11 protein-coding genes are annotated in these 14,318 nt (G+C 72.2%); 10 read left to right on the forward strand and 1 reads right to left on the reverse strand.

Going from position 1 to position 14,318, the window contains the following annotated elements; translation table 11 throughout:
• Positions 1–7 precede the first annotated feature (7 nt).
• The 9 genes from recN to INTCA_RS07995 all read left to right on the forward strand — a co-directional run bounded on the left by recN (position 8) and on the right by INTCA_RS07995 (position 11,049).
• Positions 8–1,807: a DNA repair protein RecN gene (gene recN, locus INTCA_RS07955; RefSeq protein ID WP_013492396.1), complete on the forward strand. Its 1,800-nt coding sequence runs from the start codon at positions 8–10 to the stop codon at positions 1,805–1,807.
• Positions 1,808–1,890: 83 nt separating this feature from the next.
• Complete coding sequence (steA, locus tag INTCA_RS07960; protein WP_013492397.1) at positions 1,891–3,072, forward strand: putative cytokinetic ring protein SteA; 1,182 nt, start codon at positions 1,891–1,893, stop codon at positions 3,070–3,072.
• Positions 3,069–4,013, forward strand: coding sequence for a copper transporter (locus INTCA_RS07965; RefSeq protein WP_013492398.1), 945 nt, complete (start codon positions 3,069–3,071; stop codon positions 4,011–4,013). The genes steA and INTCA_RS07965 overlap by 4 nt, the downstream gene beginning before the upstream one ends.
• An 82-nt stretch (positions 4,014–4,095) precedes the next feature.
• Positions 4,096–5,109 (forward strand): hypothetical protein, encoded by a 1,014-nt coding sequence (locus INTCA_RS07970; RefSeq protein ID WP_013492399.1) that lies wholly within the window; start codon positions 4,096–4,098, stop codon positions 5,107–5,109.
• Positions 5,106–7,028 (forward strand): murein biosynthesis integral membrane protein MurJ, encoded by a 1,923-nt coding sequence (gene murJ, locus INTCA_RS18640; RefSeq protein WP_013492400.1) that lies wholly within the window; start codon positions 5,106–5,108, stop codon positions 7,026–7,028. Before INTCA_RS07970 ends, murJ begins: the two co-directional genes overlap by 4 nt.
• On the forward strand, positions 7,025–8,182 hold the full coding sequence (locus INTCA_RS07980; RefSeq protein WP_244859885.1) for a glycosyltransferase family 4 protein: 1,158 nt from the start codon (positions 7,025–7,027) through the stop codon (positions 8,180–8,182). Before murJ ends, INTCA_RS07980 begins: the two co-directional genes overlap by 4 nt.
• 16 nt (positions 8,183–8,198) lie before the next feature.
• A complete protein-coding gene (locus INTCA_RS07985; RefSeq protein WP_013492402.1) occupies positions 8,199–9,971 on the forward strand; it encodes a CTP synthase in 1,773 nt (590 codons plus the stop codon).
• Entirely contained in the window at positions 9,968–10,663 is a 696-nt protein-coding gene (locus tag INTCA_RS07990) for an NUDIX domain-containing protein (RefSeq protein ID WP_013492403.1), read from the forward strand. The genes INTCA_RS07985 and INTCA_RS07990 overlap by 4 nt, the downstream gene beginning before the upstream one ends.
• Positions 10,660–11,049: a YchJ family protein gene (locus tag INTCA_RS07995; RefSeq protein WP_013492404.1), complete on the forward strand. Its 390-nt coding sequence runs from the start codon at positions 10,660–10,662 to the stop codon at positions 11,047–11,049. The genes INTCA_RS07990 and INTCA_RS07995 overlap by 4 nt, the downstream gene beginning before the upstream one ends.
• Here INTCA_RS07995 and INTCA_RS08000 read toward each other — a convergent pair.
• Positions 11,025–12,239, reverse strand: a complete 1,215-nt coding sequence (locus tag INTCA_RS08000) for an acyltransferase family protein (protein ID WP_013492405.1) — start codon at positions 12,237–12,239, stop codon at positions 11,025–11,027. The genes INTCA_RS07995 and INTCA_RS08000 overlap by 25 nt on opposite strands.
• A 236-nt stretch (positions 12,240–12,475) precedes the next feature.
• On the opposite strand from INTCA_RS08000, the gene aspS reads away from it, so the two are divergent.
• Complete coding sequence (gene aspS, locus INTCA_RS08005; RefSeq protein WP_013492406.1) at positions 12,476–14,263, forward strand: aspartate--tRNA ligase; 1,788 nt, start codon at positions 12,476–12,478, stop codon at positions 14,261–14,263.
• Positions 14,264–14,318 lie beyond the last annotated feature (55 nt).

Below are 14,318 nucleotides of genomic sequence, written 5' to 3' on the forward strand. Positions count from 1 at the left end.
TGGACCCGTGTTCAGCGAGATGAGGATCCGCGGGGTCGGCGTCATCCATGACGCCGTGCTGGACCTGAGCCCCGGCCTCAACGTGCTGACCGGGGAGACGGGCGCGGGCAAGACCATGGTCGTGTCCGGGCTGGGCCTGCTTCTCGGCGAGCGCGCTGACTCGAGCCTGGTGCGAAGCGGCGCCGATCAGGCGTTCGTGGAGGGCGTCGTCCAACTGCCGCCGGGCCATCCGGCGCTGGATCGTGCCGCGGAGGCGGGCGCCGAGCATGACGACGGGGAGCTCGTCATCGCGCGGACGCTCAGCGCTTCGGGGCGGTCGCGCGCCCACGTGGGTGGGCGGACCGCTCCGGTCGGCGTGCTGGCCGAGCTGGGCCGACACCTGGTGGCGGTGCACGGACAGGCGGACCAGTGGCGCCTCAAGCAAGGCGACGCCCACCGAGAGGTGCTCGACGGCTTCGGCGGTCCGGCGCTCGGCGCGTTGCGTGACCGGGTGGGGCGCCTCCACGACGAGTGGCGGGGGGCCCACGCGGAGCACGACCGGCTCGTCGCTGAGTCGAGAGAGCGCGCTCGCGAGATCGACTCCTTGACGGCTGCTCTGGAGGAGATCGAGGCCGTCGATCCCCAGCCGGGGGAGGACCTCTCGCTCCGCGCAGAGGACGAGCGGCTGGCCCATGACGACAGCCTGCGCCTCGCCGCAGCCCGGGCGCTGGCGGACCTGAGCGGTGAGGAGTATGCCGCTGAGCCCGCTCCCAGCGTCCGTGACCTCGTGGGGTCCGCTCGCTCAGCCCTCGGGCACGGAGCCGTGCACGACAGCAGGCTGGGTGACCTGGACGCCCGGCTGGACGAGGTCGCGGCGCTCGTCGGTGACGTCGCCGCAGACCTGACCGCCTACCTGGAGGACGTCGATCTCGACCCACAACGGCTCGAGTTCGTCCAGGAGCGCCGAGCCGCCCTCGCCGGGCTGACCCGGAAGTACGGGGAGACGGTTGACGAGGTCCTGGACTGGTCCCAGCAGGCTGCCGCGCGGTTGGACGCGCTGGTCTCGGCCGACGACCGAGTCGAGTCGCTCAGGTCCCAGCTCGATGAGCTCACGGCCGAGCTCGCGGCCGCCGCCTCCGACCTCTCCGCTGCTCGCGCAGCGGCCGGCGCCGACTTCGCCGCACGCGTCTCGGGTGAGCTGGCCCACCTTTCCATGGGCAAGGCCGTCATCGAGGTCCGGGTCGAGCAGCGCCCTGCCGGCGACGGGATCCTCATGGCGTCCGGTGAACGGGTCCGAATCAGCCGCCTCGGTGCCGACGATGTGGAGATCCTCCTCTCGGCCAATCCGGGCGCGACACCGAGAAGTGTCGCGAAAGCAGCCTCGGGCGGAGAACTGTCCCGGGTGATGCTTGCCCTCGAGGTGGTCGGGGCGAGCCCGCTTGCCCAGGGCCGCCCGGGAAGCCAACCGCAGCCTCGGGCGGGCACCCCACCGACCTTCGTCTTCGACGAGGTCGACGCCGGGGTGGGCGGTCGTGCCGCCTTGGATGTGGGTGCCCGGCTCGCCGCCCTGGCGCAACAGGCGCAGGTCATCGTCGTGACGCATCTGGCGCAGGTCGCGGCCTTCGCCGACCGGCACCTGGTGGTCCACAAGTCTGACGACGGCGCCATCACTTCGAGCAGCATCACCGTTGTCGACGGGGAGGAGCGGCTCCGGGAGCTGTCCCGGATGATGGGGGGAGACCCCGACTCCGAGGCAGGTCTCGCCCATGCTCGAGACCTGCTCGAGCAGACCGCGGCGGCTCGCGTTTCCCGGGTCGGCGCAGCCTGAGGGGTGGGCGCGGGCCGGGGGTGCTGGCTGAGCATGCTCCGCTGCGGCCGACGCTGCTCCGACGTGGCACGATGGGGGCAACCATGGCCATGTCTCTTCGCCGCCGCATGCACGCTGCTCCCTCGGGCGGCGGTGTGGTCGGCCCTGCCCGCGTGGACGCCCGGACGAAGAACCTCACCAAGCGCCTGCGCCCCGGCGACATCGCTGTCATCGACCACGCCGACCTCGACAAGGTGAGTGCGGAGGCACTGGTCGCGGCACGTCCGACCGCCGTCGTGAACGCCTCCGCATCGATCTCCGGGCGCTATCCCAACGTCGGCCCGCAGATCCTCAACGAGGCCGGCATCCCGATCCTCGACGCCGCAGGGCCCGTCGTCATGGACGTGCACGACGGGGACCTGCTCCGGCTCGACGGCGCGGACCTGTGGCACGGGTCGACGAAGGTGGCCACCGCCCAGGTTCTCGACGCGGACGCGATCCAGGCGCAGATGCACGACGCTCGCGCCGGCCTTGCCGTACAGATCGAGGCCTTCGCGACGAACACGATGGAGTTCATCCGGAAGGAGCGCGAGCTGCTCCTGGACGGGATCGGCATCCCGCCCATCCGGACGAAGATCGAAGGACGACACACCCTCGTGGTCGTGCGGGGCTATCACTACCGGGACGACCTGCAGGCTCTGCGCCCCTACATCCGGGAGTACCGCCCGCTGCTCATCGGGGTGGATGGGGGAGCCGACGCGATCCTCGAGGCGGGCTACCGGCCGGACCTCATCGTCGGCGACATGGACTCGGTCTCGGACCGCGCCCTCCGGTCGGGGGCCGAGATCGTCGTGCACGCCTATCGCGACGGACGGGCGCCGGGACTGGCCCGGGTGGAAGCTCTCGGCATCAGCCCGGTGGTGTTCCCGGCGGCCGGCACGAGCGAGGATGTCGCCATGCTGCTCGCCGACGACGCGGGCGCGGAGCTGATCGTCGCCGTCGGCACCCATGTGACCCTCGTGGAGTTCCTGGACAAGGGCCGGGACGGCCAGGCCTCGACCTTCCTCACCCGCCTCCGCGTCGGCGGCAAGCTGGTCGACGCCAAGGGCGTCAGTCGCCTCTACCGGGCGCGCCTCCCCGCTCGCTTGCTCCTGCTCATGCTGCTCGTGGGCCTGTTCGCGCTCTTCGTGGCCGTCGCCGCCACCCCCGCGGGGCAAGCCTGGCTTCAGGTGCTCGCCGCGAGGTGGGACGACCTCTGGACCGCCGTCGTGGGGATCTTCACGTGATCGACTTCCGGTACCACCTCGTCTCCATCATCTCCATCTTCCTGGCCCTCGCGGTGGGGATCGTTCTCGGGGCAGGTCCGCTCCAGGGGAACCTCGGTACCCAGCTCACCGACCAGGTGGCCGCCCTGCGCGCCGAGAAGCAGGCACTCAACGACCAGCTCGCCGCGAGCGAGCGTCGGGTCGCTGCGGGCGAGGAGTTCGCCTCCGCCGTCTCCGAGCGCGTCCTCGACGGCGCGTTGAGCGGTCATGAGGTCGTCGTCATCGTCCTGCCGTCTGCGGACGGCGGTCTGGTCGACCTCCTCGAGGAGGGCGTCACGTCCAGCGGTGCGACGCTCACTGCCACGGTGACGCTCGGCGGCGACTGGTTCGACCCCACGTTGGCCGCAGAGCGTGCAGAGGCGGCGTCCGCCGCCGCCTCGACGCTCGGAATGTCCTCGCCTCTCTCGGGGGATGCCCTGCTCGCCGAGGCCCTCGCCCGGCTCACCGTGACCACTGATGTCGTGTCTGCGTCGGAGTCGCGCACCGCCGCCCTCAAGACCCTCAGTGATGCGGGGTTCATCGACGCGTCGGCCGAGCAGCTGGAGCCGGCGGACCTCGCCATCATCGTCTCCGGCCCGTTCGCAGGGGACGAGGCGGAGATCCAGCGGCAGGCCGAGACGATCCGCACCCTCGCCCGGTTCGTCGCGGATAGCTCCGCCGGCGCGGTCGTCGCGGGTCCGGAGCCGGTGACCGCCGCCGGTCAGTCCCTCACGTCCGATGCGGTCGCGTCGGTCAGAGGCGTGGAGGCCACCGCGCGTCTCATCTCGACGGTGGATCACGCGAGCGACCCCTCGGGTCCCGCCATCGTGGTGCTGGCCCTGAAGTCCGAGCTGGCTGGGGACGTCGGACACTACGGCACGGCGGAGGGAGCAACGGCTGCAGCGCCGCGGGTGTCCCCGTGACGTCGGAGGGGCGAGGCGTCCCCGAGGCCGTGGTCCCCGTCGGCAGACCGAGGCTCACCCAGTGAGCAGGAGGAGCCGACGGGTGACTGGTGCCCTGAGCGGCCTTGGCACCCGGCGGGTGCCAGCGTCTCCGCTCTGCCTCGACGGCCGTTCGGAGCTGTACGAAGGCACCCGACCCGTGGGGGCCGCAGACGGTCGGATCCGGGCAAGCGTGGCCACGGCAGCTGCGGCCACCATCGGCACGGTCGCCTTCCGACGACTCGCAGCCCGACTCCCGGAGACGACCAGGGCCACCTGGGAGCGGACGAACCACGCCGGCCGCAGTGTCACGCTCCTTCAGGGCCCGGTGTGGGTCGCCGCCGCCGCCACCGGGCTCGCCCTCGGATCAACGATGAACCGAAGGGCGAGCGGACGTCTCGGGCCTTCCCTTCTCGTCGTCCTGGCGAGCGGGGGACTCGGAGCGCTCGACGACCTCGCCGGGAGCGGCTCGAGCAAGGGCCTCAAGGGCCATCTGGGGGCCCTTCGGAGAGGAGCGCTCACGACCGGAGCAGTCAAGGTGATAGGGCTCGCCGCCACCGGGATGACGGGTGCTCTCCTGGCTGACCGCTCTGCCCGGAGTGACCCGCCGGCGAGTCGTGGCCCCGTGCGGGTGCGCGGCCGAGTCGCGGGGCACGGCCGATCGCAGGAGCGGGGAGCGTTGGCCGCTGTCGTCGGCGGGGCGGTCATCGCCGGGGCTGCGAATGTCGCGAACCTCTTCGACCTGCGGCCCGGTAGGGCGCTCAAGGTCGTCGTGCTCTGCGGGGGTCCCCTCGCCCTCGCGGGATTCCGCCCGGCAGCAGCGGCCCTCGGGGCCTCCGCCGGAGTCCTGCGTGATGACCTCGCCGGGCGGTCCATGCTGGGTGACACGGGCGCGAACGCCGCCGGAGCCCTCATCGGGCTCGCCCTGGTCGAGGCGACCGGCCTGCGTGGGAGGGTCGTCGCGCTCGCAGGCCTCACCGCGCTGACCCTCGCGTCGGAGAAGGTCAGCTTCAGCAAGGTCATCGACGCCCATGGGACGCTGCGCCGGCTCGACGAGTGGGGTCGGTCCGGGTCATGAGGTCCAACCCCACGACGGGGCCCGCGCCGGCCCTACGCACCGTGGTCGCCGCCGCCGGCTCGATCGCCGCGATCACCCTGGTCGCCCGCGTCGTGGGCTTCGGCCGCTGGTTCGCGTTCTCGCACTCGGTCGGCGCGACCTGTGTGGGGAGCGTCTACCAGTCGGTCAACGCGGTGCCCAACGTGATCTTCGAGGTGGCCGCCGGTGGTGTCCTGGCGGCTGTGGCAGTCCCGCTTGTTGCCGGGGCGCTCGCTCGCGGCGATCGGGGGAGCGCCGACGCCACGGCGTCCGCCCTGCTGACCTGGGCGCTGCTCGTCCTGCTCCCGCTCGGTGCCCTCGTCCTGGTCGGTGCCCGTCCGATCGCAGCGATGCTCCTCGGCACCGGTTGCGCGGGGGAGACGCAGCTCGGCGCGGAGTTCCTCGGTGTCTTCGCCGTGCAGCTGCCGCTGTACGGAGTCGCGATAGTCCTGGCCGGCGTCCTCCAGGCCCACCGTCGGTTCGTCGCCGCGGCGCTGGCCCCGCTCGTCTCGAGCCTGGTTGTCATCGCGACCTATCTGAGCTACCGCGCGGTGGTGCCCCAGCCTGCCGCTGAGATCGCGGCGATCCCGCCCACCGGGGTGCTCATCCTCGCGATCGGCACGACCGTGGGTGTGGCGGCCATGGCCCTCACCGTTGCGGTGCCGATCTGGCGTGCCGGTGTTCGGCTCCGACCCCGAGTCAGCTTCGCGGACGGCACTGGCGCCCGCGTGCGCTCGCTCGCCCTCGCGGGGTTCCTGGCCGTCGCCGGCCAGCAGCTCGCCACGCTCGTGGTCATCCGGCTCGCCAACGATCGTGGCGGCGCCGGCACCCTCAACGTCTTCATGTACGCCCAGGCCGTCGCCCTGCTGCCCTACGCCGTTCTGGCTGTTCCCCTTGCGACCGCAGCATTCCCTGACCTCGCACACGCACTCGCGGTGGGGCGAGGGCACTCGGCCACCGGTGGCCGTGCCGGTCAGCCGGGCGGGTCGGTGGGTGGCTCGGTGGGTGGCTCGGTGGGCGGGTCGGTGGGCGGGTCGGTGGGTGGCTCGCGCGGGCCTGGGCTCGACGCCCGGGCCCCTCGACGGGCCCAGCCCGAGGTGTCCCTCAAGGCACACACGACCCTCCGCCACAGCTGGTTCGGGGTTCTCGTGGTCGGTATCGCGGGGGCGGCGCTGCTCGCCGCAGTGGCGGGGCCGGTCGGCACTCTCTTCACGCTGTTGGACGCGGGTGGCGCCGCCAGCACCTCAGGCCGCACCCTGGGGGCGATGCCACAGGCTCTGGCTGCGTTCACTCCCACCGTTCCGGCGCTCGGCGCCATCGCCCTGCTGAGCCGCGCCTGCTACCTGAGAGGCCGAGCCGTGCTCGCTGGAGCAGTCGTGGGGACGGCCTGGCTGGCCACGACGGTCCTCCCTCTCGTCCTGCTCGACGATGGAGGCGCAGACGGACCGGCGACCCTGAACTTCCTGGCGCTGGGGTCGAGCCTCGGACTGGCTTGCGGCGCAGTCGTCCTCGCCTTCGTCGTGATGCAGGAGTGGGGCGCTTCGGTGCTGACCGTGCCCTGGCGTCCGCTGATCGCGACCATGCTCGGCGCGCTCGTCGCGGGGAGTGCCGGCTGGTACGTCGGGACCCGGTTCGAGGACGTCGACCTGCTCGGCGCACTGACCCTCGCGACGGTCGTCGGTCTGGGCGCAGCCCTGGTCCTCGTCGTCGTCGCCCTGGCTGTCGATCCGACGCTGCCACGTCGGCTCCGCCAGTTGCGTTCGCCGACCACGTCAGGGGTCGGGGGCTCGGGTGTGGGGGGCTCGGGTGTGGGGGGCTCGGGTGTGGGGGGCTCGGGTGTGGGGGGCTCGGGTGTGGGGGACTCCGGGGCCGGGGGCCGGGACCCATGGAGTCCCTCGTGAGGATCCTCATGGTCCTCGGAGAGTCCACCGGCGGGATCGGGGGGCACGTCGACCGACTGTCGCAGGACCTGAGGGCGGCCGGGCACGACGTGCAGGTCGCCACGTCCGCCGCGACCGCAGCCGCCTTCCAGTGGGGCGACGCCCATCCGCTCTGGCCGGTCCACCGCGGCTGGTCAGCCCCGAGGGGCCTCGTCGACTGGCACCTGCTGAAGAACCTCGCGGGGACGGTCGACGTCGTCCACGCCCACGGCCACCAGGCTGCCGTGGTGGCGGCGGTCGCCGTGGCCCGCGCCAAGCCGCGTCCCGCGTTGGTCATCTCGCTCCACAACACCCTCCCGCCGAGCCTGGTCGCCGGCGCGGACCGGATGCCGCTGGGCCCGTCCCGCGCCCGGGCCTCGGTCGCCGGGGTGGCCCGCTCCTCCATCCGCTGGGCGCTGCGGCGAGCCGCCCTCGTCACCGGTGCGAGCGCCGACCTCGTCGAGCTGGCCGAGCAGCTGGGGGCGCACCGGGCCACCCTCGCCACCGTCCCGTCCCCGGCAGTCGAGCAGCTCCTCGCGACTCCCACGCCGAGCGAGGCGGCGCGGCGCGAGACACGGCGCGCGCTCCGCGAGCAGGGCCACGACCTCGACGAGACACGCCCACTCGTCCTGACCGTCGCGAGGCTCGCCCCACAGAAGGACCTGCCGAGCCTCGTCGCCGCAGCACGGTCCGTGCGGACCCCCGCCTCGTGGGTGGTCGTGGGAGGCGGGGACGAGCGGCTCCGGGCGTCGTTGGAGAGCGAGCTCAGCGGCATACCCCTGCGGCTGGTCGGGCCCCAGCGCGACGTCGCGCGCTGGCTGCGGGCCGCGGACGTCTTCGTGCTGCCCAGCCGGTGGGAGGCGCGCGCGCTCGTCGTCCAGGAGGCGATGGCGGCCGGGCTGCCCGTCGTCACGACCCGCACGGGCGGCCTGCCCGACCTCGTCGGCGACGCGGGTCTGCTCGTTCCCGTGGGCGACCCGGGGTCGCTCGCCGCGGCCGTCGAGCACCTCCTCTCCGACGGTCCGCTGCGCCGTCGCCTGGGCGAGGCAGCGCGGGCGCGAGCGCGCGCGTGGGCCACTCCGGAGGAGGAGGCGCGCCGCTGGGTGTCGCGCTACACCGAAGCGCTCCGCGGATGACGTAGACTTAAAGCCCGTGGTGGAAACGACGAAGCACATCTTTGTGACCGGAGGCGTCGCCTCATCCCTCGGCAAGGGCCTGACGGCTTCCAGCCTCGGCCGACTGCTTCGATCCCGTGGTCTACGGGTCACGATGCAGAAGCTCGACCCCTACATCAACGTCGACCCGGGGACGATGAACCCGTTCCAGCACGGCGAGGTCTTCGTCACCGATGACGGAGCCGAGACCGACCTTGACGTCGGACACTACGAACGGTTCCTCGACGTCAACCTCGTCGGGGCGGCCAACGTCACGACCGGTCAGGTCTACAACACCGTCATCGCCCGGGAGCGTCGGGGTGAGTACCTCGGCGACACCGTCCAGGTCATCCCGCACATCACCAACGAGATCGTCGCCCGGATGCGCGCCCTCGCCACGGGCATGCCCGACGCGCCCGACATCATCATCACCGAGATCGGCGGGACGGTCGGCGACATCGAGTCCCTGCCCTTCCTCGAGGCGGCCCGTCAGGTGCGCCACCTCATCGGCCGCGACAACAGCTTCTTCCTCCATGTCTCGCTCGTGCCCTACCTCGCCCCGAGCGGCGAGCTCAAGACGAAACCCACGCAGCACTCGGTCGCCGCGCTGCGCCAGGTCGGTATCCAACCGGACGGGCTCGTGCTCCGGGCCGACCGGGAGATCCCCGACCCCATCAAGCGCAAGATCTCGCTCATGTGCGACGTCGAGGTCGATGCCGTCGCCGCGTGCCAGGACGCCCCGAGCATCTACGACATCCCCAAGGTGCTGCACAGTGAAGGGCTCGACGCCTACGTCATCCGACGGCTCGGCCTGAACTTCCGGGACGTCGACTGGACCGAGTGGGACGAGCTGCTGCAGCGGGTGCACGACCCCGAGCACGACGTCGAGGTCGCTCTGGTGGGCAAGTACATCGACCTGCCGGACGCCTACCTCTCGGTGACCGAGGCGCTCCGCGCCGGCGGCTTCCACCACGACGCGAAGGTCCGGATCCGCTGGGTCGCCTCCGACGACTGCCAGACACCGGCCGGTGCCCAGCAGGCCCTCGGCGGCGTCGACGCGGTCCTCGTGCCCGGGGGCTTCGGCGTCCGTGGCATCGAGGGCAAGCTCGGCGCGCTCACGTGGGCTCGTGAGAAGCAGGTGCCGACGCTCGGCATCTGTCTCGGCCTGCAGTGCATGGTCATCGAGTACGCACGGTCGGTCCTGGGTGTCACCGGGGCGTCGTCGACAGAGTTCGACCCCCAGACGCCGGACCCGGTCATCGCCACGATGGAGGAGCAGAAGGCCTTCGTCGACGGCGCCGGCGACCTCGGCGGGACGATGCGCCTCGGGCTCTATCCTGCCCACCTCAAGGACGGTTCCGTCGTCCGAGCGACCTACGCAGCCGCTGAGGTCAAGGAGCGCCACCGGCATCGCTACGAGGTCAACAACGGCTACCGCGACCAGCTCGAGTCCGCCGGACTCGTCATCTCGGGCACGTCCCCCGACGGTCACCTCGTCGAGTTCGTCGAGCTGCCCCAGGACGTCCACCCGTACTACGTGTCCACGCAGGCGCACCCGGAGTTCCTCTCCCGGCCGAACCGGGCACACCCGCTCTTCGCGGGCCTGATCGGCGCTGCGCTGGAGCAGCAGCGGGCCGAGCGCCTCGTCGAGGTCGAGCGTCCGAAGCACGGCCACGACGAGGACGGCCATCCCGTCGGTGACACCCAGCCGGGGGCTGCCCAACGGTCCCCAGACCCCACCCTGGTCCCGGTCGCCGCCGAGGCGGAGTGAGCCTCTCCGCCCCGAGGGGCAGCCTTGCGGACGTCGTCGAGGAGTGGACCTCAGCACCGGTCGTCGAGTCGTCCGTGCCGTACTCCGGCCTCATCTTCGACGTGCGGCGGGACCGGGTCGACCTCGGCGAGGGCGGAGTCGTCGACAGGGAGTTCATCGAGCACCCGGGGGCGGTCGCCGTCGTCGCGCTCCAGCCGTTCGAGGGGGTCGACCACGTCCTCCTCATCCGCCAGTACCGCCACGCCACCCGGGGACACGTCTGGGAGCTGCCGGCCGGGCTGCTCGACGTCTCCGGGGAGCCGCACTGGGAGGCGGCCGCCCGTGAGCTGGCCGAGGAGGTCGACCTCGTCGCCGGCCGGTGGGACGTCCTCATGGACGAGGTCGTCTCTGCCGGCGCGTTCCCCGAGCCGGTGCGCATCTTCCTCGCGCGAGACCTCGTCGACGTGCCCGGTGAGCACCTTCATGAGCGGCACGCCGAGGAGCTGACGATCCGCCCGCTGTGGGTCCCCCTGGACGAGGCCCACCGCGCGGCCCTCACCGGCCGGATCAGCAACAGCGCTGCCCTCATCGGGGTTCTCGCCGCACACGCGGCTCGCGCCGTCGACTGGGCGACACTGCGGCCCAAGGACGCTCCCTGGCCAGCCTGGGAGGCCCAGCGCCGGCCGGAACCGCCGCCGGGGGCTGGCGCGTGACCCGGCCCGCGGTCAGCCCGTGCCCCTGTGGCGGCGGCCCGTACGCCGAGTGTTGTGAACTCCTGCTCGACGGCGCCCGGCAGGCCCTCACCGCGGAGGAGCTGATGAGGTCGCGCTACACGGCGTACGCGCGCCACGACGCTGACCACGTCTTCCGCACCTGGCACCCGCGGACCCGGCCCGACAGTCCCCCCGTGGATCCCGAGGTCGTCTGGACGGACCTGCGCGTCATCCGCGTCGAAGCCGGCGGGCCTGAGGACGACACGGGGACAGTGGAGTTCCTCGCCCGGCACACCGGTCCCCACGGTTCGGGCGAGCTCCACGAGGTCAGCCGGTTCGCCAGGCGGGCGGGACGATGGTGCTACGTCGACGGCGACGCCGGCTGACCAGGACCCTCCCGGTCAGCCCGGGCCGCGAGGGTGTCAGCTGAACCCGGCGGGCCAGCGGTGCCGGACGTGCCCGGCGAACCCGGCCTGCCCGGCGCGTCGGGCAGGCCGCGCGGGTCGAGGGAGGAGGACGGCACGGAGGCCACGGCGCGGGCGGCCAGCTGTCGACGAGACGGCTCGTCCAGCCGCAGCCGGCCCCGTAGCCGGCCGGCCGGCCGCTCCACGACGACCCAGGACAGCCACGACAGGACGACCGCGGCGGCGATGAGCGCGAGGTTGCGCAGGACCGTCTTGTCACCGAACAGGACGGAGTTGATCAGGGCCTGGTGCCACAGGTAGAGCGCGTAGCTGATCGTCCCGAAGAAGACCATGACCGGCGACGCGACGACGGGCGAGTGACCGAGGACGGCACTCGCGACGAGCCAGACCCCGAGCACGGCATAGACCGCGCCCAGCGGCCGGAACAGGCCGTGGTCCGTGGCGATGTCGTGCGAGGGAAAGGCGGACACGAGGATCATGACGGTGAACGGGATGAGGACGCTCACCCGTGGCGGGTGCCAGCCCTTGCGCGCGATCGATGCCAGCGCGACGGCCAGGGACACCCCCAGCAGGAGCGCGAACGCGTTGGTCTCCGTCGAGATGTCGAGCCGGATGAACGAGCCCGTGGCCCACACGCTGTACACCGTGGCGACTCCGGTGAGGCCGAGGACCAGGCCGAGCAGGTGCTGGCGCCACCAGGCCATCAAGGCGAGGAAGACGAGGGGCCAGACGACGTAGAACTGCTCCTCCACGGAGAGCGACCACAGGTGGTTCAGCACCCCGAGGTCGGTGCCGGCGATGCGCACCCAGTTGCCGACGTAGAACAGCGATGCCATCGCCGCCGCCGGGTAGCTGGCCAGCCGCGAGTCGCCGGTGGCCCAGAGGAGGAGTGGGACCAGGGCGAGGAAGACGAGCAGCGCGGGAAGCAGCCGCAGGGCGCGACGCCCCCAGAAGCGCCACAGGGAGACCGAGCCCCACCGGTCCCACTCCCGGATGAGCAGGCTCGTGATGAGGTACCCGGACAGGACGAAGAAGAGCGTGACCCCGGACAGGCCACCCCACCGGATCGGCAGGCCGCTGTGCGCGGCCACGACGAGGAGGATCGCGAGGCCGCGGACCCCGTCGAGGTCACGGTTGCGGGAGTGCTGCACGCGCCGAGCCTAGGCGTTCTCAGCGTCCCGACACCTGCGGGGCCGGCGACCGGACTCGGCGGCGGCGCGGGAGAGGCCGGGCCCGGCACCCCGTAGGATTGGCCGTCGGCGCCCTGCGCCCGACCAGCGACCCGACCCCGTTCCGACGGCACCGTCGGAGCGCGAGCGAGCTCAGCGGCATACGGCAGCATCGCTCATCAGCACGCCACCCAAGCACCATCGGAAGGACAACCTTCGTGCTCCGCACTCACGAGGCCGGAACCCTGCGCGCCGACCACGCCGGACAGACCGTCACGCTCACCGGCTGGGTGGCTCGGCGGCGAGATCACGGCGGCGTGGCCTTCCTCGACCTGCGCGACGCGAGCGGCATCGCCCAGGTCGTCGCGCGCGACGAGGTCCTGGCCCAGGGTGGGGCGCACGACGTCCGCAACGAGTTCTGTGTGCGGGTGACCGGCGACGTGCGCGTCCGACCCGAGGGCAACACCAACCCTGACCTGCCGACCGGCGAGATCGAGGTCATCGTCAGCGAGCTGGAGGTGCTCAACCCGAGCGCGCCGCTGCCGTTCCAGATCGACGAGCGCGTCACCGTGGGCGAGGAGGCGCGGCTCAAGCACCGCTACCTCGATCTGCGACGCCCCGGCGCCAGCTCGGCCGGCTCCGCGATCCGGCTGCGCTCCAAGGTCAACGCCGCCGCCCGCAAGGTCCTCGGCGAGCGCGACTTCGTCGAGATCGAGACCCCGACCCTGACGCGGTCCACCCCCGAGGGGGCCCGCGACTTCCTCGTGCCGGCCCGCCTCGCACCCGGCAGCTGGTACGCCCTGCCACAGAGCCCCCAGCTGTTCAAGCAGCTGCTCATGGTGGCCGGGATGGAGCGCTACTACCAGATCGCCCGCTGCTATCGCGACGAGGACTTCCGCGCCGACCGTCAGCCGGAGTTCACCCAGCTCGACATCGAGATGTCCTTCGTCGAGCAGTCCGACGTCCTCGAGCTCGGGGAGGCGGTGGTCAGGGAGATCTGGAAGCTCATCGGCGTCGACCTCGAGCCGCCGTTCCTGCAGATGACCTACGCCCAGGCGATGGCCCGCTACGGCTCGGACAAGCCGGATCTGCGCTTCGGACAGGAGCTGGTCGACTGCACCGAGTACTTCACGGACACCCCCTTCCGGGTGTTCCAGTCCGAGTACGTCGGCGCCGTGGTCATGCCCGGTGGGGCGTCGCAGCCGCGCAAGCAGCTCGACGCCTGGCAGGACTGGGCCAAGCAGCGCGGCGCCAAGGGGCTGGCCTACGTCCTCGTCCAGGCCGACGGAACACTCGGCGGGCCCGTCGCCAAGAACCTCACCGACGCCGAGCGCGCCGGCCTGGCCGCGCACGTCGGTGCCAAGCCCGGCGACGCGGTGTTCTTCGCTGCCGGCCCGGCCAAGCCGTCGCGAGCCCTGCTCGGCGCGGCCAGACTCGAGATCGGGCGCCGATGTGACCTCATCGACGAGTCGCAGTGGAGCTTCCTCTGGGTCCTCGACGCGCCGCTCTTCGAGCCCGCCGCCGACGCGACCGCCTCCGGGGACGTCGCCCTCGGCCACAGTGGGTGGACGGCGGTGCACCACGCGTTCACCTCGCCCAAGAAGGAGTTCGAGGACACCTTCGACTCGGACCCCGGGTCGGCGCTCGCCTACGCCTACGACATGGTGTGCAACGGCAACGAGATCGGCGGCGGCTCCATCCGTATCCACCGCAGGGACGTCCAGGAGCGGGTCTTCGGCGTCATGGGCATCGGCGCCGAGGAGGCGCAGGAGAAGTTCGGCTTCCTCCTCGACGCCTTCCAGTACGGAGCCCCGCCGCACGGCGGCATCGCGTTCGGCTGGGACCGGATCGTCTCGCTGCTCGCCCGGACCGAGTCGATCCGCGACGTCATCGCCTTCCCGAAGACCGGTGGCGGGTATGACCCGCTGACCGCAGCGCCCGCGCCCATCACCCCCCAGCAGCGCAAGGAAGCCGGCGTCGACGCGACGCCAGCCGACGCCAGCTGAGCGCACCCGGTTCGCCGGATGTCGGATGCCGCTGGGCTCGCCGAGCCCGGCGGCA

Origin of the sequence: Intrasporangium calvum DSM 43043, from assembly GCF_000184685.1 — a bacterium.
Taxonomy (GTDB): Bacteria; Actinomycetota; Actinomycetes; order Actinomycetales; family Dermatophilaceae; genus Intrasporangium; species Intrasporangium calvum.